The organism is Sphingobacterium sp. UBA2610, from assembly GCF_002339225.1.
In the GTDB taxonomy this organism is placed as follows: Bacteria; Bacteroidota; Bacteroidia; order Sphingobacteriales; family Sphingobacteriaceae; genus Sphingobacterium; species Sphingobacterium multivorum.
In genome coordinates this window covers 36,527-58,088 of record NZ_DDKA01000033.1, presented here as the reverse complement: position 1 = coordinate 58,088, position 21,562 = coordinate 36,527, and the positions used below count along the sequence as shown (strand labels likewise).

At 41.9% G+C, this 21,562-nt stretch carries 17 protein-coding genes; 11 read left to right on the top strand and 6 right to left on the bottom strand.

The window, feature by feature from the left end; genetic code table 11:
• Positions 1-72 precede the first annotated feature (72 nt).
• Complete coding sequence (locus B4Z47_RS22120; protein ID WP_145327655.1) at positions 73-1,398, top strand: MFS transporter; 1,326 nt, start codon at positions 73-75, stop codon at positions 1,396-1,398.
• Positions 1,399-1,624: 226 nt separating this feature from the next.
• On the opposite strand, the gene B4Z47_RS22115 is transcribed toward B4Z47_RS22120, so the two are convergent.
• Complete coding sequence (locus B4Z47_RS22115) at positions 1,625-5,581, bottom strand: hybrid sensor histidine kinase/response regulator transcription factor (protein ID WP_286727899.1); 3,957 nt, start codon at positions 5,579-5,581, stop codon at positions 1,625-1,627.
• A 434-nt stretch (positions 5,582-6,015) separates the two neighbouring features.
• Between B4Z47_RS22115 and B4Z47_RS22110 the strand changes: the two genes are divergently transcribed.
• The 5 genes from B4Z47_RS22110 (at position 6,016) to B4Z47_RS22090 (ending at position 12,443) form a co-directional block, all read left to right on the top strand.
• Positions 6,016-9,000, top strand: a complete 2,985-nt coding sequence (locus B4Z47_RS22110) for a SusC/RagA family TonB-linked outer membrane protein (RefSeq protein ID WP_286727898.1) — start codon at positions 6,016-6,018, stop codon at positions 8,998-9,000.
• A 180-nt stretch (positions 9,001-9,180) separates the two neighbouring features.
• Positions 9,181-10,752 (top strand): RagB/SusD family nutrient uptake outer membrane protein, encoded by a 1,572-nt coding sequence (locus B4Z47_RS22105; RefSeq protein WP_070567634.1) that lies wholly within the window; start codon positions 9,181-9,183, stop codon positions 10,750-10,752.
• Positions 10,753-11,318: 566 nt separating this feature from the next.
• Positions 11,319-11,540 carry an RNA polymerase sigma factor gene (locus B4Z47_RS22100; protein ID WP_070567376.1) on the top strand — a complete coding sequence of 74 codons (222 nt, stop codon included), beginning with the start codon at positions 11,319-11,321 and terminating at the stop codon, positions 11,538-11,540.
• Positions 11,541-11,573: 33 nt separating this feature from the next.
• Positions 11,574-11,846, top strand: coding sequence for a sigma factor-like helix-turn-helix DNA-binding protein (locus B4Z47_RS22095; protein WP_139145030.1), 273 nt, complete (start codon positions 11,574-11,576; stop codon positions 11,844-11,846).
• 66 nt (positions 11,847-11,912) lie between these two features.
• On the top strand, positions 11,913-12,443 hold the full coding sequence (locus B4Z47_RS22090) for a FecR domain-containing protein (RefSeq protein WP_115047576.1): 531 nt from the start codon (positions 11,913-11,915) through the stop codon (positions 12,441-12,443).
• A 705-nt stretch (positions 12,444-13,148) separates the two neighbouring features.
• Here the strand turns inward: B4Z47_RS22090 and B4Z47_RS22085 are convergent.
• The 3 genes from B4Z47_RS22085 to B4Z47_RS22075 all read right to left on the bottom strand — a co-directional run bounded on the left by B4Z47_RS22085 (position 13,149) and on the right by B4Z47_RS22075 (position 14,685).
• Positions 13,149-13,451 (bottom strand): hypothetical protein, encoded by a 303-nt coding sequence (locus B4Z47_RS22085; RefSeq protein WP_112374265.1) that lies wholly within the window; start codon positions 13,449-13,451, stop codon positions 13,149-13,151.
• 81 nt (positions 13,452-13,532) lie between these two features.
• Positions 13,533-13,973 carry an Hsp20/alpha crystallin family protein gene (locus B4Z47_RS22080; protein WP_070567368.1) on the bottom strand — a complete coding sequence of 147 codons (441 nt, stop codon included), beginning with the start codon at positions 13,971-13,973 and terminating at the stop codon, positions 13,533-13,535.
• Between the two features lie 370 nt (positions 13,974-14,343).
• Positions 14,344-14,685, bottom strand: a complete 342-nt coding sequence (locus B4Z47_RS22075; protein WP_070567366.1) for a winged helix-turn-helix transcriptional regulator — start codon at positions 14,683-14,685, stop codon at positions 14,344-14,346.
• 126 nt (positions 14,686-14,811) lie between these two features.
• On the opposite strand from B4Z47_RS22075, the gene B4Z47_RS22070 reads away from it, so the two are divergent.
• A complete protein-coding gene (locus B4Z47_RS22070; RefSeq protein WP_201303494.1) occupies positions 14,812-15,849 on the top strand; it encodes an NADP-dependent oxidoreductase in 1,038 nt (345 codons plus the stop codon).
• Positions 15,850-15,981: 132 nt separating this feature from the next.
• Positions 15,982-16,425 (top strand): nuclear transport factor 2 family protein, encoded by a 444-nt coding sequence (locus B4Z47_RS22065; RefSeq protein WP_070567364.1) that lies wholly within the window; start codon positions 15,982-15,984, stop codon positions 16,423-16,425.
• A 213-nt stretch (positions 16,426-16,638) separates the two neighbouring features.
• On the opposite strand, the gene B4Z47_RS22060 is transcribed toward B4Z47_RS22065, so the two are convergent.
• The gene (locus B4Z47_RS22060) at positions 16,639-17,334 is read right to left on the bottom strand and encodes a nitroreductase family protein (RefSeq protein ID WP_070567362.1); all 696 of its coding nucleotides are present in this window, start codon (positions 17,332-17,334) and stop codon (positions 16,639-16,641) included.
• Positions 17,335-17,383: 49 nt separating this feature from the next.
• On the opposite strand from B4Z47_RS22060, the gene B4Z47_RS22055 reads away from it, so the two are divergent.
• Positions 17,384-17,827 (top strand): winged helix-turn-helix transcriptional regulator, encoded by a 444-nt coding sequence (locus tag B4Z47_RS22055; protein ID WP_239468724.1) that lies wholly within the window; start codon positions 17,384-17,386, stop codon positions 17,825-17,827.
• Positions 17,828-19,182: 1,355 nt separating this feature from the next.
• On the opposite strand, the gene B4Z47_RS22050 is transcribed toward B4Z47_RS22055, so the two are convergent.
• Positions 19,183-19,518, bottom strand: coding sequence for a winged helix-turn-helix transcriptional regulator (locus tag B4Z47_RS22050; RefSeq protein ID WP_070567360.1), 336 nt, complete (start codon positions 19,516-19,518; stop codon positions 19,183-19,185).
• Between the two features lie 113 nt (positions 19,519-19,631).
• Here B4Z47_RS22050 and B4Z47_RS22045 point away from each other — a divergent pair, with 113 nt between their 5' ends.
• Both B4Z47_RS22045 and B4Z47_RS22040 read left to right on the top strand, forming a co-directional pair.
• Complete coding sequence (locus B4Z47_RS22045; RefSeq protein ID WP_070567358.1) at positions 19,632-20,498, top strand: SDR family oxidoreductase; 867 nt, start codon at positions 19,632-19,634, stop codon at positions 20,496-20,498.
• Positions 20,499-21,262: 764 nt separating this feature from the next.
• The gene (locus B4Z47_RS22040) at positions 21,263-21,469 is read left to right on the top strand and encodes a DUF1398 family protein (RefSeq protein WP_083296025.1); all 207 of its coding nucleotides are present in this window, start codon (positions 21,263-21,265) and stop codon (positions 21,467-21,469) included.
• Positions 21,470-21,562: the final 93 nt, after the last annotated feature.

Here is a 21,562-nt window from a genome sequence, read left to right as displayed (position 1 = left end):
ATCTTATGCTGCTGAAAATAACGGTTAAATGGTAATTAAATTGTATTTTGTCTTAAATTTTGATAGCCTATTATGGGAAATAAACCTGAATTAAGCATTAGCCAGGTCATCAATATGAGTTTTGGATTTCTGGGGATACAAATGGGTTTTGCGCTGCAAAATGGCAACGCCTCCCGTATTCTCCAGACATTTGGTGCTGATGTGGAACATCTTTCACTTTTTTGGCTTGCTGCTCCGATCACGGGGATGATTGTACAGCCAATTATAGGTCATTATAGCGATCGAACCTGGAATAGACTAGGCCGGCGTCGACCTTATATTTTGGTGGGGGCACTGTTAACTACCCTGACTTTATTTTTAATGCCCAATGCGGCATTATTGACAACATTATTGGCGCCACTTTGGATCGGTGCTGGCTTATTGATGTTTATGGATGCTTCCATCAATGTGACCATGGAGCCCTTTCGAGCGCTGATCGGTGATAATCTGCCGAGCAGTCAGCGGAGTTTGGGCTTCTCGGTACAGACCTTTTTAATCGGGATTGGCGCTGTCCTTGGCTCGCTACTTCCCTTTATGTTGACGAAGTATTTTCATGTAGCAGGTACTTCTGAAGCCGGGCAGGTACCGAGCAATGTTATCTACTCCTTTTATGTAGGCGGTTTTGTCCTGCTTCTAACGGTGTTATGGTCTGTGTTCAAAACAAAAGAGTACTCACCTACAGAACTTCAGACTTTTTCGGATACGGTTGCTATTGAACAGGATGCGGCACCAAAGTTTGGCTTGCGTTCTATCTTTAGCGATATCGGTAAGATGCCATTGATCATGCGCAAGTTGGGCTGGGTTCAGTTTTTCTCCTGGTTTGCCCTTTTTATGATGTGGGTGTATACCACTCCAGCTATTGCTGATTCGGTTTTTTACCTGCGGGAAGGAAATCGGCAGGATCTCTATATGGAGGCTGCCAATTGGGTAGGTGTGCTTTTTGGTATTTACAATGGAGTCTCGGCCTTGTATGCCTTGTTTATTCCGCGGATAGCTAAACATTTTGGGCGTGGAAAAACGCATGCTCTTGGGCTTTCCATTGGTGGGCTTTCGTTAATTTCATTATTTCTGATCAAAGATGCCAATCTACTGATTCTTCCTATGATCGGTATTGGTATCGCTTGGGGAAGCATTTTGGCAATGCCCTATGCAATTTTGAGCGATCATTTACCTACGGGTAAAATGGGGGTCTATATGGGGCTATTTAATTTTTTCATTACCCTACCTCAGATTGTATGTGGATTTTTTGGTGGCATGATCATCAAATATTTTTTTCATGGCCAATCCATTTATGGCTTGCTATTGGCCGGCATATTTATGTTACTGGCGGCATTCTTTGTTCCAAAGCGTAAGAATTAAGTTCATGCCATTATCGTAGACGTAGGCTAAACCTTCTACGTCTACGTTTTTTTTCTTCGCTAGCGTCTTTCAATAAGATTTTCGAGCTCCTTGTATTTGTCCCCGATTCTTTCTTTACCTAGGGACGGTTTCTTTCTTTATCAAGTGCCGATATTCTTTTGGCATCTCGGGAACAGTTTTTACGCCATTGGAATAATATTCTTCCTGGTACTAGAACTGGTGTTCATCACTTGCTGTTTTCAAGAATATAGCTGCTTGGCGACATGCCATAGTGCTTATGAAAGTCCCTTGAAAAATTGGATTGTACGGTATAACCGACCATCGTTGATACCTGGGTGATGTTATATTCTTTTTGGGTGAGTAGTTCTGCCGCCTTTTTCAACCGTGAAATATTGATCAATTCATTGGGTGTGAGGTCGGAGAGTCCTTTGATTTTACGGTAAAGTGTTGGACGGCTCATATGCATCAATTTGGCGAGTTCATCCACATTGAGATCTATCGTTGAAATATTCTCATAAATAACCGTATTCAGCTGACTGATAAAATCTTTGTCGGGTGCTGAAACGTTAATATCCATTAAGTTGGAATTGGAAGAATTGGTCAGGTAATTCTTGATAATTTTACGGTTTTTGAGGATGTTGCGTATCTGTACCATGAGGAATTCAAGCGAAAAAGGTTTTTCGATATAGGCATCGGCACCATTTTTTAATCCCTGAATTTTTGAATCCAGCGCATTTTTTGCCGTTAGAAAAATAACGGGAATATGGCTATACAGAATATCTGTTTTGATGCGTTTGCATAGCGCTAGACCATCCATAATGGGCATCATAATATCTGTTAGTACAAGTTGTACATTCTCTTGGTCTAATATTTCAAGGGCCTCGGCACCATTCCCTGCCCGTAGAACAGTGTAGCTGGTTTTCAATTCTTTATTGAGGTAGGCCAATATTTCTTTATTGTCCTCGACGAGTAGAATCACCGGCTTTTCTTCCTCCTGTTCATCGGATCTATCATGCAATACATGATCGTCATTATCTTCCTGAAAAGATTTGATGTCGAGCGATTGTTCCTGAAAAATTGGGATCGATAGCAGGAATATATTGCGGTTTTCCTCCAGATGTACAAGGGATAAGTTTCCTTGGTGCAATTCGACCAAGGAGCGGGATAAAGGAAGACCAATTCCCGTCCCCGTATCTTTATCGGATTCATTTAAGCGATAAAATGGTTCAAATATTTTTTCTCTTTTCTCAAAAGGAATGAGCTCACCATCATTCTTAAACTCGATATTGAACATAATGTCATCGCTATTAAAAGGGAGGAGTTTGACATAGACTTCTTGATCCGCATATTTGATGGCGTTGTGAATCAGGTTGGTAAAGATTTTTCGAAGGGCTTCCTCATCCACATAAGCCGTGAGACTGATACGCGGGAGACTGAGGTCATAGTGCAGCTGTTTATCTTTTGCGAGATAATTTAAATCGTGAAATACTTCGGATAGGAGGGCATTAATATCCGTTTTAGTAAAAATAAGGCTCATATTGTTGGTTTCTGCTTTTCTAAAATCAAGTAATTGGTTGGTGAGGCGAATTAATCGTGCCGTGTTTTTTTCAATCAGCGCAAGGTCTTTGGCTGTGTCGCGATCGGTAAATTTATGGTTATTGATTATTTTCTCAAGGGGCATTTTGATCAGCGTGAGTGGCGTACGAATTTCGTGGGCCAGGTTGGTGAAGAATTCCAGCTTGAGGTTATATATTTCCTGTTCTTTTTTTCGTTCATAACTATCCATCTTTTGGGCGTTGTTGGCCTTTATAAGGAGAAAGTAATACCGTAATACGAGCAATGCAATGGTGCCGAAGCTCAAAAAATAAAGTAAGTATGCCCAACCTGACTGCCACCAGGGTGGCGAAATGATGATGAGCAGTTTTTTTTCATCCGGATTCCAGACGCTGTTGTTATTTGCACCTCTGAACTTAAACGTATAAGTGCCCGGAGGAAGTTTATTGTAATAGATTTTTTGATTGCCTGTAATATCGGTCCAGTCTTTATCGTAACCTTCCATGATATAACGATAAGGATTGCTCTTTGGGGAAACAAAGCTCAAGGCTGCTATATGGAAGCTGATATTGGAATTGTCGTAGGTTAAGTGTATCTCTTTTGATAGGGAGATGGATTCTTTGAGTATGCCATTTTCACTAACCGGCACACTGACATTGTTGATCTGAATGCCGCTGATGAATATGGGTGGAATAAAACTGTTCTTAATGGATTTTGTGGGGTTGAAGCTTACCATTCCTTTGATAGTCCCGAAATATAAAGTTCCGTCGCTATCTTTAAAAGCCGAATTATAATTAAACTGATCTGCGGGAAGCCCATCTCTGGAGGTATAGATGACCCTTCGAGGGACACCCTCGTCCAGCCGGACCAGTCCACCGCCGGTCGATATCCAGATGCTGTTGTTGTCGTCTTCCAAGACCTTGAATACTTGATTAGAAGGTAAACCGGATTCGGTCAGGTAGTTGGTGAAACGTCCATCACGGCGGTATTTCGAAAGGCCGCTTTCGGTGCAAAACCATAAATTCTTTTTGCTGTCTTCAAATAGGCCGTTGACGTAATTATTGACGAGTGTATTTTGTTTACCTTGTTCGGACAGCAAATGCTGTATTTCTCCCGAGCTGCGGTTATACTGGAAGATCCCACTGCCATAGGTATTGATCCAGAGTATACCATATTCATCTTCATAAATGCCTTGTATCCATGCTTGAATAGGAAGGAGATCAAAACTGTCCTTATTTTTGTTGTAGGCGTATAAAGCGCGGTCTGTGCCAACAAACATCGTATTGTCTTTGGACTTATAAATGCATACGGCGAAGCTACTTTGTAAGGGACCTTGGCCGATGCGGTCATAGTGCTTTTTTAATTTTCCAGTCTTTACGTCGAGAATGTCAAGTCCATGTGTGGTGGATCCTACCCAAAGATCGTCGCCGATTGTTGCCAAGCCATGGACATTGTTATGCGCAATACTGCCTTTTTTTCCGTTGGCAATGAAATGCTGGATTTGTTGTGTTTGGGCATCTATTTTGTTCAATCCGCCATCTTCTGTTCCGATCCAGAAATTTCCATAGCGATCTTTTTTGATATCGTGTACAATATTACCTGATAGGGCTGATTTTCCAAATCCGGACAAATACTTCTTGAAATTGTCGAATTGGTTGCTGTATTGGTTAAAGCCACCGAAAAATGTTCCAAACCAGATATTGTCTTCACGGTCCCGATAGAAATTCAGGACAGCATTGTCAGAAATGGCAAATGGATTGAGCAGGTCTTTTTTGATGTGTTGGCTCTGGCCTGTGTGAATATCATAGGTGTATATTCCGGTTTCAGTTCCAATCCAGTATGTCGACTCTGTTTGTTGAATAATACAGTTTGCCTGAATGACTTTGTTGGGGTAATGACTTGCAAATAGATTTTTTAATGTGCCATTTTTGAAATCAAACAAATAAGCCGAATTGATTGTTCCGACCATTAGCAATGAATCGTTGATCGCATATACGGTTTTGGTATTCGCTAGTGTTTGTCGATCGATCTTTTTAAGATCAACAGGGAAAAATTTACCCGTATTAACCTGATACCGTAGTATTGTACTGTTATTGTCTGTTACCCACAACCCACCTTTCTTACTGCTGGTGATCGCTACTAGGGTATTTTTGTTGAGATCAAATGGGGATATTTCTCCTGTATAAGATTTGTAACGGTACAGTTTTCCATTGGAAAGCAACCATATAAAGCCTGCGTATTCGTGTATGGCATTTACTTCACCGATTGGTACACCCCTGAATGGTGTAAAATTTTCTTTAATGGGATCGTAACAATAGGTGCCGCGTGTGGTTCCCACCCATAGTATTCCTTTACTGTCTGTGAGAATACTTAAAATGGACGAACTTCCGATACTTGTAGAGTCTGAAGCATTGTGTCTAAATATCTTAAATTGATTGCCATCAAAGCGATTGAGACCATTCCTTGTCCCTAACCATAGAAAACCCTGAACATCCTGTGTAATACATTTGACCGTGCTATTGGAGAGACCGTCGTGGGTTTGATAATTTTTAAAATAGATCGATTGTGCCTGCACGTTAATACATGCTAGCAAGATATATAAAAGGAGTATGGTGGTTATTCTTTTCAAAACTGATTACGTTGAACTAAAAATAGTCAATTAAAAGATAAAAAAGAGTTTTACTGATACGCTTTGATATAAAATTGAGACGCTCTGATTGGACTAGCTACAAGGATTTCCGCATTTTTATAAAACAATAATAACCAAATATAAACGTATGTTTCGCCCTAGAATTATGACAGGTAAGTCCTGTGTCCTTGTTTTTCAGTTTGTTAGGTTTTTGTTTTTACCTGTGAGACATGATGTTCACGATGCTTTGGTTTTGAATTTTGGCTTTAAAGGCCTTGATACCCAGCGCTACGTCTTTGGCATTATTGGGGAAGACTATACGCATTTCAAAAGGGCTTTGGAGCCTAAAAAATATCATTAAAAATCACTTAGTATCATTTGTGTATCCTAGATGCACGATATAAAAATCAATTAAACCACCAATCAAAAAGCGTATGAAAAATAAACTACTTGCACAATGCGTAATGACGCTTACATTTTTGCTTGTATCTTTTATTGTAGTTGCCCAGACGAAAGTCTTGAAGGGAAAGGTTGTAGATGAGACTCAAGGTCCATTGGCAGGAGCTACAATTAAGGTAAAAGGGGGAACCGCGGCTACAACAACAGACACGGAAGGTTCCTTTACATTGACTGTTCCCAGTGAAGCGAAAACGCTGGAAGTATCCTTTATTGGATATACTTTAAAAGAAGTACCCATTGTGGGAAACGATATCACCGTAGCGCTGGAACCTAGTGCCGGTCAGGGCCTAGATGAGGTCGTTGTGATCGGTTATGGTACTGCCCGTAAAAAAGATCTAACGGGGTCTATGGTCACTATTGGAGCGAAAAACTTCAATAAGGGGATCATGACGAGTCCCGATCAATTAATACAAGGAAAGACACCAGGGGTTATGGTGATTAATAATACGGGGCAACCTGGCGGATCAACCACAGTACGTATCCGTGGAAACTCATCGATCCGGGCCAGTAACAACCCGTTATTTGTGCTGGATGGTGTGCCTATGTCGGGTAATTCGCCTCTGCCCGAAGGAAGAGGAGGCTTTTCTTCCGATAGAGGAAATCCTTTGACTTACTTGAATCCGGGTGACATTGCTAGTATGGACATCCTTAAAGATGCATCGGCTACAGCAATTTATGGTTCACGTGGGGCAAATGGCGTTGTCATTATTTCGACGAAAAGAGGTAAAGTAGGGCAGCCCGAGGTTTCTGTAGGAGCCTCAGCAGGAGTTTCGACCATGCGGGAATATCCTGATGTATTAGATGCTGCTCGATTTAGAGAAGCGTTGAAATATTATACACCATCTGAAGTCGCAAATGCTGATTTTGGTGGCAATGAGGATGCCTTTAAAGCGATTACAAGAAAAGCGATCACGCAAAATTACTATGCTGATGTAGCTGGCGGAACCGAGTATGGTAAGTATCGCCTTTCAGGTGGATATTTAAACCAAAACGGTATTATTCGTGGATCACAGCTGAAGAAATACACAGCCAATTTTAACGGAAATTTCCGTTTTCTGGAAAACAAACGATTGGGATTGGATTTTGCAGTCTTTTTGACGCAAATGGATAATAAATACGCACCGATCAATGCGATGGTAGGTTCGGAAGGAAATGTGATCTCCCAAGCCTTACAATGGAATCCGACACGACCATTACGGGACGATCAAGGCAATTTAACCTTTGTCAGTTCAACTACGCGAAACCCATTGACAAGCATTGAAGCCTTTAAAGATTTGGCGACAACAAATACCATGGTAATCAACTTGGCGCCATACTATAAAATTACAGACGATTTGGAATATCGTTTTATCTATAGTGCAATGCGACAAACTGGAAACCGTGAAGGTATGTACCGCGCAGGACTTATTGATCCTTCAGCTGTGAACAATGAGCAGGCCTTTATTTCCAATAACGGAGAAACGAACTTGCAAATGACGCATATGCTCTCTTACAATAAACAAATCAATTCAGATTGGAGTGTCAATGCGGTAGCAGGCTACGAGTATTTGGATTATAATTATAATAATAACATTTCCTTTGGCGGTGGATTTCGCTACCTGGGGTTAGATTATTTTGACTATCTACAATATACGCCTGTTTCCACGCGTGAAATATCGTCGTATAGAAGTCCAACAAACCAATTGCAATCGCTTTTTTTACGGGGCGGCTTCAATTACTTAGACCGTTATTTATTCACTGCAACAGTGCGAAGGGATGGTTCAACGAAATTTGGTTCAAACAACAAATACGCCATGTTCCCTTCGTTGGCCGTAGCCTGGAATGTTAATCAGGAAGAGTTTTTAAAGTCTTCCGGTATCTTTGACCAATTGAAAGTGCGATTGGGTTGGGGAAAAACAGGTAACCAAGAATTCCCTTCTGGTGCCTCATTGAATAGATTGGTCTTCGGTAATCAGAGTGTAAGCCAGGCTAACTATGGAAATCCTGACTTGAAATGGGAAACTTCGACGACGATCAATGCGGGTATAGATTTCGGAATCTGGGGCAACCGTCTATATGGATCCATTGATTATTTTAATAAAAAGACCACAGATGCGCTATTTGAGCAAACGCTTGCACAGCCAGCTCCTGCGGGACGTATTTGGGTAAATTTGGACGGTGAGATTGTCAATAAAGGGGTAGAGGTCGCGTTGACAGGTACAATTATTAAAAATGACAATTGGACTTGGGATTTGACAGGTAATGCAACATTTCTTAAGAATAGTGTAAGTGGCCTTGTTGGTTATTATGAGACAGGAGCACTCCGCGGACAAGGTTTTTCTGGTGTATTGGGACAACGAATGGTCAATGGCCAGCCATTGAATGTATGGTATTTGGCCGATTACCAAGGTATCGACCCGCAAACCGGAATGAGCATGTACCGTGGACAGGATGGTAGTATCAGTACGGCCAACGATCCTGCAATTAATAAGTTTTATATGAACAGTCCAAATCCAACCACATTATTGGGTATCTCCACCAATGTAAATTATAAACAGTTTTCTTTGGCTGCCAATATGAATGGCGCTTTTGGACATTATCTATTCAATAATACGGCAGCGACAACTTTGGGATTGAGCAATTTGTCATCACGGAATATCGGTTCAGCATTCTTTAATACAGCTGTAAAAGAGTCTACTTCCAATTCGGCTGCGCCTTCGACGCGATTCCTTGAAAAAGGTGATTATCTAAAAATGGCTAATCTTACTTTAAGCTATCGTGTTGGAAATGTAGGCAGAACACTGAAGAATTTAAATGTATCCCTTACTGGACAGAATCTTTTCATCATCACGAAGTATACAGGGTTTGATCCTGAGGTGAATACAGATGGTGCAACAAATGGTATTCCTTCGTTGGGTATCGAATATTTACCATATCCACCGGCAAGAAATATCCTATTGGGGGTTAACTTCTCACTTTAAGCGTATACTGTAGATCATTAGATAATAAAAAGAGGAGAGTATTAAGATTGATTTAAACATATTCATATTAGTGAATGAATAAATCTGATCGCCTCATTACGAATGAAACACTAAAGGCAGTATGAATGCCTTACAGTCAAAATGGATGAATAAATAATCAAATTTAGACGGATGAAAAAGATGAAATTAAGAACTTTATTATATATCGGAATAATTGGCTCCATTGTAACAAGTACATTTTCTTGTACTAAACTAAAGGAGGAATTTAAAGGAGAATTGGAAGAGGGGACATCCAATGTGGATCCTGGAAGCTTGTTGATCACAGCTTATAATTCATTGAATACCCCTTATCAGCAGGAACAGCGCTGGGTGATGCAGGAAATATCCACAGATGCTGCTATGGCTCCTACACGGGGAGGTGACTGGGATGATAATGGGATGCATCGTGCGATCCATTTACATACCTGGAATGCTGATAATGGTTATATGAACAATACATTTGTAAGTCTTGGTACAGCCATCTATAATGCGGGTAATGTGTTGCGGTATAATCCGAGTGCACAGCAAGGTGCTGAAGCGAAGTTTATTCGTGCGTTGGTCATGTTCGATATGTTGGATCTCTATGGCGTAGTACCCGTCCGGGAAGGAGCCTCTTTTGAAGATTTTAGAATCGCACCAGAGGTGTTACAGCCACAGGCGGCTATTGATTATATCGTGAAGGATCTCAACGAAATTATAGCGAGTTTGCCTGCAAACGGTCCGAAAGCAGCCTATGTAGCCAATAAAAATGCGGCAAAAGCATTGCTGATGAAGATTTATTTGAATAAGGGAACATTTTTAAACAGACAAGCTCCTTCTTTTGCTGCCGAAGATATGAATAAAGTGGTGGCCTTAGCCAAGGAAATTACGGCTTCGGGATCCTATACTGTTTCTGCAAAGGGCAAGTACTTTGATAATTTCGCGCCCGATAATGACGAAAAGTCTACCGAAAATATTTTCACTTTATATAATAAAAATGGCGATAGAGGTGGAAATGTGGATCGTACCTGGAATACTATTGCGCATTATAATATGAGACCTGGGGGCTGGAACGGTTGGTGTACATTATCAGATTATTACGATAAATTTTCGGATGCCGATGAAAGAAGAGGAATTTACTATAATTATCCGGCTGATACGACTTCTAACAGAACAAAAGAATTCAAACGTCAAAATGTAGGTTTTTTTGCAGGACAGCAATACAATTGGAGTACAAACAAACCATTGATGGCGCGAAATCCAGCGAATGCACCTTTGGTCTTCACGCGTGAAGTGACCATCCGGACCTCTGGAGCTACATTGGAAACAGCGGGTATCCGTCCAATGAAGTATGCCTTTGATTATGCTGTCACTGGTCAACGAAATAACGACTGGGTAGTCTTCCGTTATGCCGATGTATTGTTGATGCAAGCAGAGGCTATATTAAGAGGCGGAACCGGAACTGCAACAGAGGCACTTGGATTAGTTAACACTATTCGGACAAACCGTGGTGTGAATAACTTGACAGCGTTGACGCTTGATAATATATTAGACGAGCGTGCGCGTGAGTTGTATTGGGAAGGTTGGAGAAGACAGGATTTGATCCGCTTTGGTAAGTTTTTATTAGCCTGGCAGGAAAAAGCTGCGGATTCCAGCCCGAAAACATTGGTTTATCCAATTCCGAGTCAACAGCTTGCTGTCAATCCAAATTTAAAACAAAATCCAGGATACTAGATTTTATTGATATCCATAAAACAAGCAGTTTCACGGTGTTTGTTTTAGTGCAAAGGTATTTAGATGACAAGTGATTTTTCTTATCATCTAAATACCTTCTTTTTTCTATATAGTGATTAAAACTAATCTATCTTAATACCAACTTATACCTCTTCACAATTTTTAATCAATTTTTAGACAGTAATCAGTCATTGTTTATTCAGTTTACACTGAGCAATCACTGAGCAATCACTGAACAAGCACTGTTAAAAGGACTAATTTGGTCACGAGTTGAAACGAACTTGCTGCGCCTAAAAAATACAAGAGAAGAAAACAGGACCCATAAGTTGCCTATCGGCAAAGTAGCTTTTATGAAAGAAAGCGCTTAAAATGGAGATTGAGGCGATGGCCTTATCGAAAATATTATCTTGTTTTTTTGATAAAAAATAATCACTTTAGAGGTGGATAACTAGCCAAAAAGCATGGGTCATTTTGATGGATCAAATTGAAATTCTGTCAGATACCAATTTCGATATTCTTTGGAAAGAGGATAACAGCATTGAAACAAGACTATCTAAATGTAGATTATGATGGATAAAATCCTACAGCGGGCACCGACTAACGAAAAGGAGTTTTTTTTAGCTTATCGTTATTGGTACAGGAAATTGTACTATTTTCTGTATCAGAAGACCCAATGTTCGAATCTGGCCGAAGATGTCGTCCAGCAGACTTTTCTAATTGTTTGGGAACGCAAGAATCATGCGAATCAGCAAATCCAATTCAGTACCCAGCTCTTTCAGATTGCATGAACAAAATTAATTGATGAGTTGCGGCGGCGTGCTTTGAATAGAAAATATGTAGAGTTTGAGAAACCTTTTGTACTGACCCAATATGAAGATCTTGAACGACAAATTGCCTATAAAGGAGAGTTAGAATACGTAAAAGAGCTGATTACACAAATGCCTTTTATGCGGCAACAGGTCTTTTATCTCCATAAAATTGAGGAATTGAGTTATAAAGAAATTGCCGTCAAATTGTCTATCTCCCCGAAGACGGTAGAAAACCACGTTAGCATTGGTCTGAAATTTATTAAAAAATTTTTTAAGTTGTCTTAGGGGACAAGCCCATCACTATTCGTATAACAGTTATATACCTATCCCGCTAAAAGGATAGAAACTGTTATGAATCGCAAATCCTTATTAAATAAATTCCTGGCGAATGAATGTTCTGCTGAGGAAGCGAAACTTGTCTTCAAATGGCTGAATGATGATCCGACCTTATTGGATGATTTCATTTCAGAAGATGACTGGGTTTCCTATATCAATCAGGAAAATAAGTCAAAACGTGGTGGTGATAGCCTGTTGAGAATCATTACTGTATTCATCCTGTTTGGTTTCCTGTTCATCTTAACCAATCTTTTGAGCACATCAACTGATGAACCTTTACAAACAGCGAGTTTCATTCATGAAATTTACTACAACCCTTCTGCTCAGCCTAAAGAAATTGTTGCAGCGGACCATTCGATTTTAACCTTGGAACCCGGGGCACTGATTCAGCTGGGCATAAAACCGGATCTTGATTTTGGACGGGTTAAATTATTCAGTGGAAGGGTCAGTTTTAAAGTAGCGAAAGATCCTTCAAAACCTTTCATCGTCGAAAGCGGTACGTTGATGACCAACTGCGCTGGGAACAGAATTCATCGTGGATTATAATGCGGCAGTTGAACATGCGAATGGCAGGGACAAACGCATATTGGAGCAGTACTGGCAGCGGCATGTTCAGGAGAAAGAAAACTGAGCTTTAGGAGGCAAGGCCAGCAGCTGAGGCAGGTTGCTGCATTGCACCACACACTTTGCGCCGGGTTTCATTGCGCAGCCCGCCTCGCCGCCGCACGCAGGCAAATATTTGTACCTCATATACGCCTGCCTTCCCTACGTATTATAGAAAGAAGGGCACTGCACCGCCATTACAAACGTAGCTACGCAGGAAAACCGTCAAGGGTGTATAAACAACGGCTATCACCGTTGCCCTTGACAATTCCCTGCTTCCAACTCTGGTTGTTTAAGCGTTGCAATGGTCAGGAGTGTTTATATTCTATCGGAAGGAAATTCGTTAGCACTTTAAGATGAACTAATTACTTAGGTATCATTTCTGATATACTTTAAATCTGGCTACTAATTTCTATAAATTGCGGTATGCGAAGACTCCTGTTAATGATGGTAAGCGGGATCTCCGGGATCAAATGTTCGTATGCCCTGGTAAGCCCGTACACGAGGATCGTGGTTATAGTAATGTAGATCAGTTCAGACCTGACCTTGTTGAACAGATACTTAAAAGGGGGACGTTTGTTCAATAACATTGTTGTACCTCCTGAAAAATATTTATCGTCACTTTTTTACATCGATTTCAATACAATATTAGTTGTCCGGATCATCTGCTTCCAGGTTATATTTCTTAAAGAGCTCGCGGGCGATGAGTTTCACGTTCCAGGCGAGTTCATCCGAGTTGCAGCGCTTCATGGTTAATGGCAGTTTTACGCCGTCTTCACATGCTGTTAATATCAAGGTAAATGATCCCTGCCCGGTGACCTGGTCATCTCCATGCAGCTCCTCAAATACCTGAGCAGCGAAATCCTTTTCTGTGCCAAGTTCCAGAGAACCTATCGTTTCCATTCCGAAAAGCGTGTTCAGTTCGAGACTGATATGATAGCTGCCTGCCATGCCGATCAAACTCCTTTGATAAAGCGGGATATAAAACGAGCTGCCCTTTCGGACAGCCCGTAAACTCCGGAGAATTCAACCTTATTTGATCTCGATCTGACGGGTCACCGATTTGGCCTCTTCTTTCTTAGGCACATTGATCTTCAGAACGCCGTCGGTATAGCTTGCTTCGATGCGACTGTCGTCCGCACTGTCAGGCAAGGTGAAAGAACGCACGAAAGAACTATAGCTGTATTCGCGCTTATTGTATTTCTTACTGTTCTCGGTGTTCTCGCTGCGTTGTTCTACAGAAATGTTCAGCACCTGATGATCGATATTGATTTTGAAATCATCCTTCTTCAGGCCAGGAGCGGCAAGTTCGATATGGTATTCATCAGGGGTTTCGCTGATGTTAGCCGCAGGTACACGGGTCACCATACGGTCCGATAAGAAAGAATCATTAAAAAAAGATTCAAAGATGTCGTTAAAGCCTGGCATTAACGCATTTTGTTTTCGATCTGAATTAAATTTAACCAATGACATAACTTATTTCCTTTCTTAAACAATTAATGAATCAATTAAACTTAAGAACCGAAGTTCTGTGAACGATTAGTCAAGCAGCATGCCAATCCGAAATGGTTGTACAAAAAATGTTTAAAAAACAGCAATTATGCTATATTTTAACTGTTTCGCATGGCTTTTTCAATAGCAAAATAACAGCTTTAGGCCATTTGAAACTGAATTTTTTTCATCCTGTCTGACAACTTTACATAGTTAAATAACGCAACTAACGATCATCAACAAAAACAAAATACGAGACAGGCTTTTACGGTTATGGCTCAAGCAGCGCCTCGGGTTTTTAGAAACTACGGCAGCATGCTGTTAGGAAAATTGTACCCTGCGGCCTCTTATCCTATCCTTCTTTTTCAAGTTGTTTCTTTCCCCAGTTATGAAGATGCTCTATAAAGGGCATCAACTCCAGGCCGGTTTCGCTCAATGAATATTCCACTTTAGGCGGCACTTCGTGATACATTTTCCGGATGATGAGCTTGTCCTCTTCCAGCTCTCTCAAAGTTTGCGTAAGCATCTTGGTAGTGATATCAGGGAGGGTTCTGCTCAACTCTCCATACCGCAATACCGGTCGCATGCCCAGATGCCAGAGAATGCGACCTTTATATTTCCCGCCGATGCGTTTAAAAGCATATTCAACTCCACATTTTTGTATACACTCAGGAATTTCTGCATTTTTTTTCATGTTAATTTATTTACAACATTTTGATAATCAATAATACATACTTTTTGGTAGGTAAGATACAAATAAGTACATACTTGACAAAAGTATTGGAAAAATTTAATATTGTCCACATCAAACAGCAGAAAAATGGAATTAAAATCACAAAACAAATCAGGCTTAATGAAGGCGATCCGTCAGCACGAGTTTGGTGGTCCTGAAGTTCTCCTTTATGAGGACGCTCCGATACCTATGCTTAAGCAGGGCGAAGTGCTCATTCGGGTTCACGCGGTTGGTCTCAATCCGCCCGACTGGTACCTGCGTGACGGGTTTAAATCGCTTCCTCCTGAGTGGAGGCCAAAGGGGAACTTCCCGCTTATTCTGGGAACAGATGTATCGGGTGTGGTAGAGGCGGTGGCTGATGATGTTAGGGACTTCGCCGTCGGGGACGAAGTTTACTCGATGGTTCGTTTTCCGGAGGGTCTCTCTGTAGAAAGTGGTGCCTATGCCGAATACATCACCGCGCCCGCATCGCAGGTAGCGCTTAAGCCGGCCGCTATCGATCATATCCATGCGGCCGCTGCTCCTATGTCTCTGCTCACCGCCTGGCAATTCATGATTGAACAGGGGCATAATGTACCCAATCCGCTTCAGCCGAAGCAACATGAACCGGTGCCGCTTGAGGGCAAAAAAGTACTCATCAATGGTGCGGCCGGCGGTGTCGGCCACTTTGCCCTGCAACTCGCCAAATGGAAAGGGGCCTACGTGATCGTGGTGGCATCTGGTAAGCATGAAGTACTTTTGCGTGATCTTGGCGCTGACGAATTCATTGATTATATCAAGACCGTACCCGAGGATGAGGTGCGTGGCGTTGATCTGGTCATCGACTCGGTTGGCGGCCCAACGACTAGTCGTTTTTTACGTACGCTCAGGCGGGGCGGCGCACTCTTTCCCATTTTCGGGCTCGGCGCGTCCGGTGGAGCAGAGGCTGAGCAGCTTGGTGTGACGATGTCCACCACCCAGGTCCGTTCGAATGGTGCGCAATTGGCAGAAGTAGCCAAATTACTTGACAACGGTACGATACGCGTCGTCATTGATAGTGTTTTCCCGCTTGCCGATGCCCGAAAAGCCCACGAAAGAGCTGCTCAGGGAAGTATCCAGGGTAAGATTGTGCTCACCGTGGCCTAGAAAGATAAAGGCTCGCTAGGTTGGGGTCAAAGCACTACAGCGAGTCCCATTAAAAGGCTATCCATTACAGATAGCCTTTTCTAATTCTAATCGGTATAAGACCCTAAAAAACTTATTTATTTTATAACGACCATGAAGGATCTTGAACAATTAAAAGACAGGCTATTGATAAAGGAGCTCGTAGACAGGGTTTCAATTTTGGGCGACAGAAAGGATTTTAACGCGCAGGTCCAGCTATTTTCGGAAGATGCGTTGTCAGAAACTTTTGCCGGCGGAACTTCTATCTTAAAACTGCGGTGCCGGAAGGAAATGGCAGCAGCGTTTGGTAATTTCCTTAAGGATTACGAAACTGTTTACCATTTTAACGGACAGCACATTATAAGCATAGATGGCGATAAGGCCTCAGGAACATGTTACTGTACCATTACTTTGATTGGCACAGAGAACAGCAAAAGAATTAAAACCACCATTGGGGCGGTTTACCAGGATGATTATGTACGTGATGGTAACCGCTGGCTTATTGCTGAGCGAACAGGAACTTTTAACTGGCAGGATAAATCTGAGGTTTATCAATGATCAAGCAAAACATCTAATTAGCGTTAAGAAGCAAAGCCGGCTTAATCCACCATAATTTATGGAAGTTTACAGTAAGAGAATGAAAACTGAAAATAGCTTTATAGATAGACTGAGATAGGGTACTGATGATTTTGACTCACTACGATGATGTCCTGTGAGGTGTTAAGAGGCTGCTTGTTCGGCAGCCTCTCTAATATCAAAAACAGTTGGCAATTACTTCTGCACGAATGCCTCAAGATTTTCTGCCATTGGCTCAACTGTGTCCACTGCGTCTGTAATGGTCATCTCCGTAATGAATTCCTCTTTAGGGGTGCGTACCTTTTTCATATTGACTAACCAGTCGTTTTCTCCATCCCGGTAACCCAATGGTAGGATCACCGTACTTTTGTAACCGGTACCCTTTAACTTTAAAAGCTCGTCCAGTCTTTCTGGTATAAAGCCTTCCATAGGCGTGGCATCAACCTTTTGTTCTGCTGCTGCCGCAATCGCGATTGCAAATGAGATGTAACTCTGTTTTGCCGCATGATGCGCCTGCCATTCCGTTCCTGATTTTTCATAAAGGTCCATAATTGTCTCTTTATAGGCATTCATCGTACTGTGCGGCAGCCCGCGTTCGTCCATGATATAGTTGAATACTTTCGAAATACGTTCATCGTCATAATGATCCCATGCGGCAAACACCAGTAAGTGGGAGCAATCGGTGATTTGGCTTTGGTTATAAGCGACACCTTTGATCTTCTCCAGTAATGCTTTGTCAGAAATGACGATTATTTTGTATTGCTGAAGACCTGAAGAGGATGGCGCCATCCGGGCGGCTTCAAGGATATAATTAATTTTTTCCTCCGGAACCCTGGTTCCGTTCATCTTTTTGGTGGCATAGCGCCATTGTAAATCATTAAGTAAACTCATATTTTATTTTTGAGTAAAGGTAGCGCGATCGCTGTTATATTGTAACTTTGTGACAAAAAGTAACTGTGACATTGAGGTAACCTATGTGACAAAAAAGTATCCATATAAATTTATGGAAAAGGAAATTGAAACTAAATCACGGTTTATAGACAGTGAGTGTGCTAAAAAGATACGGGCAATAGATGACACGATGGATATCTTAAGCGGCAAATGGAAAATATCGATACTCTCACGCCTTGGCTATAAGCCGATGCGGTATTCGGAACTTCTAAGAGATATCAATGGCATTGCAGGGAAGGTACTTAGCCGGGAATTAAAAGATCTTGAAACAAACGGTCTGGTTAAAAGGGAGGTATCTCAAACACAACCGCTGTCTGTAACCTACGATGTAACGCCTTATGGAATGACGCTGAAGAGCCTGACTGACAGTATTGCGGAATGGGGATTGCAACACAGGAAACGCATCATTGACTCGCACAAGCAAGACCGGTAATTGAATTTACAGATGAAAAGGAAACTCATTTATTAATAACCCAGTCGTATAGAAAGCTTTCTCGTACACATTTTAAAAATGAGAATGGAGTGGACATAGATATCGGGCTTTGCCGGAGCGGCTGGTGTGATCAAAGGCCGACTTGATGCGACCTCTGATCACACCGGCTATTCCGGCGAACTACTTCTATTCGGCTCAAATTTAAGGAGGCTAAGTTGTAACGCCCTGAAGCAACAATCAGTTTGATAATGAATGACGTTTAAAAAAATCGTTGGCATCCTTCAACCTGAAGGCCAGAAGACCATTAAAAATACCGGTGAATATAAAGGCCGTTGCCGTCCAGGTCAATGGTCACGGCACCCAATACAGGGTTGAAGAATACCTGCGCCGCAAACAATATCGTTAGGACGCCGGCAGTGATCAAACCAGGCGGAATGCCGGGTAGAGTTGGAAAAGAAAGCCGCAGGCAAACCATGTACCACTTCTTTCCCCTCGAAAAATTGACAGTTCAAATGAAAATTCGGCAGCAATAAGCCGTTAACGCATCTCATGTTTTTCGTTTTTTCTGATTCCTGACGCAGGGCACCGGCTTTGTCTTGCGCCAAAAACAAGCGGTTACAACACCGGAATTGAAGAAAGGAGCGTATGGTGGTTGACCACCCTGTTCAGGGCCAAATTGACTACTGAGTTAGATTGAAACCTTCGGCTTTATGGTAAAAAAAGGGTAAAAATAACCCTATATAAGGCTCTGTCAGTGCCCATTTCCCTGTATCACAAATCATAACTTCACTTTCAATGCCTCGAAGGTAAAAACTGAAAACAGGTAACGGAATAGGTATAGAAATGCTGGTTCCTCCGCAAAATGGTCCTAGCCCAAGTTCACATGCCGACTTTTTTGAATCTCTTTATATCGTGGAAGGTGAGATTGAAGTACACTCTTAGGCCTACGTATATACCGCCGCGAAAGGCGCTTTCGTACTCATTCCCAAGGGCGGCGCTGTGCATTACTCCAAAAATGTGAGCGATGCTGTAGCTAAGTTGCTCCGTACTGTAGTGCCAGCAGGTTTAGAAGATTTTTTTAGAGATTGGGCAGCCAGTAGCCGCACGAGAATTTCCGCCTCCAACGAATGCGGAAGCGATTAAACGCATTCAGGATATTGCCCGCTCACATGGGCAAACATTGTATTCACCCGATTTTTTAGACGGCAAATAGGATAGTTTCGTCTTCGCTTAATAGCTTTTAGGGATGGTGCAATGGTTTAGTGATTACCTAGGCGTTTTATCCTTATCTATCCAAAACAGTACTTCATAATCACGTTGATTAGGCGTTTTGGTTACGACTTCACGGGAAAGCTTTATTTCACCTTGGTAAGCGTGTCCATGCTTTTTCTTTGCCAGGCTGCTATATCAATCAACAAAGGGCAAAGGGTTTTTCCAAAATCAGTGAGCGTATATTCTACCCGGGGAGGCAGCTCCCTGTACTGTTTCCTGCTGATCAGGCCATCGGCTTCGAGCTCTCTCAATTGATTAGTTAACACCTTTTTTGAAATAGAGGGTACCCTAACCTGGATTTCGCCAAAACGTCTGGTATTTTTTGAAAGTATATATAAAATCGGCAGCTTCCATCGCCCTCCGAATAAGGCTATCGTCGCTGTAACAGGACAGTCATCATGTTCTAATTCCTTTTCCATTAGTCACTTTTAGGTTACCGCTTTTTGTCTTGTTACCCGCAGCAAGGGTAATTTTTCAAAATCAAATTTGTTTCTTTACCTGACAAAAATAATTAATCTAAAAACAAAAAAATATGATCTTAGTAACCGGTGCAACAGGAAATTTAGGTAAAGCCACCATCGATTCATTATTAAACAGGGGTATAGCCCCAAACAACATTACTGCGTTAGTCAGAGATGAAAGCAAGGCGGCAGAATTAAAATCAAAAGGACTTCAAATCAAACTTGGCGACTATCAGGATTTGGAGTCTTTAAAAAGTGCGTTTCGGGGCGTCGACAAGCTGCTGCTGGTGTCTTCTTCATCAGATATAGGCAAAAGGTTTGAGCAGCACAAAAATGCGATCAATGCGGCGAATGAATCTGGTGTTGGCCATATTATTTATACGAGCTTTGACATGAAGAATTTACAGCAAAGTATCATGGGTGGAGAGGTTCGATATCATGCATATACAGCTGATTATTTAAGACAAACAGGTATCCCCTACACTTTAATGAACAACACAATGTATGCTGACATGATTCCCTTCCTTGTAGGAAAGGATATATTGAATAATGGAATCTCTATCCCTGCAGGAGATGGCAAAACTCCCTTTTTACCAATAAGCGAAATGGCTGAAGCAAATGCTGTTGTATTGACTACTCCGGGTCATGAAAACAAAGAATATATCATCGCCTCAGAAACCGCCTTTTCCTTCGCAGAGATTGCTGACCTGCTATCAGACATTTCCGGAAAAACATTAGCTTATCACCAGCCGGACGTAAGTGCATATGTTGCACAGCTTATACAGGCCGGTCTTTCTGAAGATGATGCAGCGTACATTGCAAGGTTCTGTGGAGCGATTGCTAGAGGTGAATTTGATACGAATAAAAGCGATGTGAAGCGACTACTAGGGAGGAGCCCGGTCAGCCTAAAAGAATTTCTGCAAAATATATACAGTTAATTGGTAGAAGCAAATCCTTTGTGGAAGTGCCGGTTATAGAACCGCTCCCGCATAATAATATGCTTATATATGGAGGCAGAGGCACTGTCCAAATCCAATTGATTTCGCATAACTCTAGGCAGGGAGTTAACGTCATCTTTGTTGATTCAGGCCGTGGAATTCCGGATGTGGAACTTGCGATGGAGCAGGGGTACTCAACCGGCAAAACGCTTTGCATCGGGTTTCCCGGCGCAAAGAGATTTTCAGATCGGTCCGAGATAAACAGCGAATTAGGGAAAGGGACCACCGTCAAGATCACAAAGTGGCGGTAGAAAACTAAACTCAGAAAGTTTTAGCCAGCAGGCTGATCTTCGATAAGTTTACTAAATTGCCTCTTCTTAGCCGCAACTTGGCGGATATGTGATAAAGTTTAGGAAAAGTCCCTTGCAGCGTCATTTGGCTATCTCACGCGCTGAAGTTGCCCAGGTTTATCATGTGTTACCCAATACCGCTTGGTGGTTGGATTTCAGTTCAATGGCCCAAACCGAAGCTCCGGCAGGGACAATCGTCTGCCTATATTCCAAGACGTGGGGTGCACGGTTATAAGAACAATTGTTAACCGGGGTGATACTAAGCGTTACGGTATCCCCCCTTTAAAGTTCAAAAAACAGTGGAAAAAAACTCAGCAGCAAAAGGATTCACACTCGAACAAATAAAGGCAGCTCATGCCAAAGTAAAAAGCGGCGCCGACTTCCACGCTACATTCACGAAATCAAAGCGCTTGGATTGAAAATTATAACTATAGCGTCACTGACGGTACAGTTACGTACTATGGTGAAAGCGGATACCAGATAGCTGCGCCAGCCGTTTATGAGCCTAAGCCCATCAACCCGGATGCTTCTCCGGAGAAATTACGTTATATTATTGCGATTCACCAGAAAGGCCAAACTGATTTTTCGACGTTTTGCGAGCAAGCGGCAAAGCACGTGTAAAACAGATTGAAATATATGCAGAATAAAAACTAATAAATTACACAAAACGAAAAACTCAAATCTAGTTCAACTCACGGAAAGACAAAGAAAGTG

What these genes read in the sequence shown, in the direction of transcription:
- B4Z47_RS22120 (WP_145327655.1), top strand. Translation starts at nt 73, where the DNA reads ATGGGAAATAAACCTGAATTAAGCATTAGCCAGGTCATCAATATGAGT.
- B4Z47_RS22110 (WP_286727898.1), top strand. Translation starts at nt 6,016, where the DNA reads ATGAAAAATAAACTACTTGCACAATGCGTAATGACGCTTACATTTTTG.
- B4Z47_RS22105 (WP_070567634.1), top strand. Translation starts at nt 9,181, where the DNA reads ATGAAATTAAGAACTTTATTATATATCGGAATAATTGGCTCCATTGTA.
- B4Z47_RS22100 (WP_070567376.1), top strand. Translation starts at nt 11,319, where the DNA reads ATGATGGATAAAATCCTACAGCGGGCACCGACTAACGAAAAGGAGTTT.
- B4Z47_RS22090 (WP_115047576.1), top strand. Translation starts at nt 11,913, where the DNA reads ATGAATCGCAAATCCTTATTAAATAAATTCCTGGCGAATGAATGTTCT.
- B4Z47_RS22085 (WP_112374265.1), bottom strand. Translation starts at nt 13,451, where the DNA reads ATGGCAGGCAGCTATCATATCAGTCTCGAACTGAACACGCTTTTCGGA.
- B4Z47_RS22080 (WP_070567368.1), bottom strand. Translation starts at nt 13,973, where the DNA reads ATGTCATTGGTTAAATTTAATTCAGATCGAAAACAAAATGCGTTAATG.
- B4Z47_RS22075 (WP_070567366.1), bottom strand. Translation starts at nt 14,685, where the DNA reads ATGAAAAAAAATGCAGAAATTCCTGAGTGTATACAAAAATGTGGAGTT.
- B4Z47_RS22070 (WP_201303494.1), top strand. Translation starts at nt 14,812, where the DNA reads ATGGAATTAAAATCACAAAACAAATCAGGCTTAATGAAGGCGATCCGT.
- B4Z47_RS22065 (WP_070567364.1), top strand. Translation starts at nt 15,982, where the DNA reads ATGAAGGATCTTGAACAATTAAAAGACAGGCTATTGATAAAGGAGCTC.
- B4Z47_RS22060 (WP_070567362.1), bottom strand. Translation starts at nt 17,334, where the DNA reads ATGAGTTTACTTAATGATTTACAATGGCGCTATGCCACCAAAAAGATG.
- B4Z47_RS22050 (WP_070567360.1), bottom strand. Translation starts at nt 19,518, where the DNA reads ATGGAAAAGGAATTAGAACATGATGACTGTCCTGTTACAGCGACGATA.
- B4Z47_RS22045 (WP_070567358.1), top strand. Translation starts at nt 19,632, where the DNA reads ATGATCTTAGTAACCGGTGCAACAGGAAATTTAGGTAAAGCCACCATC.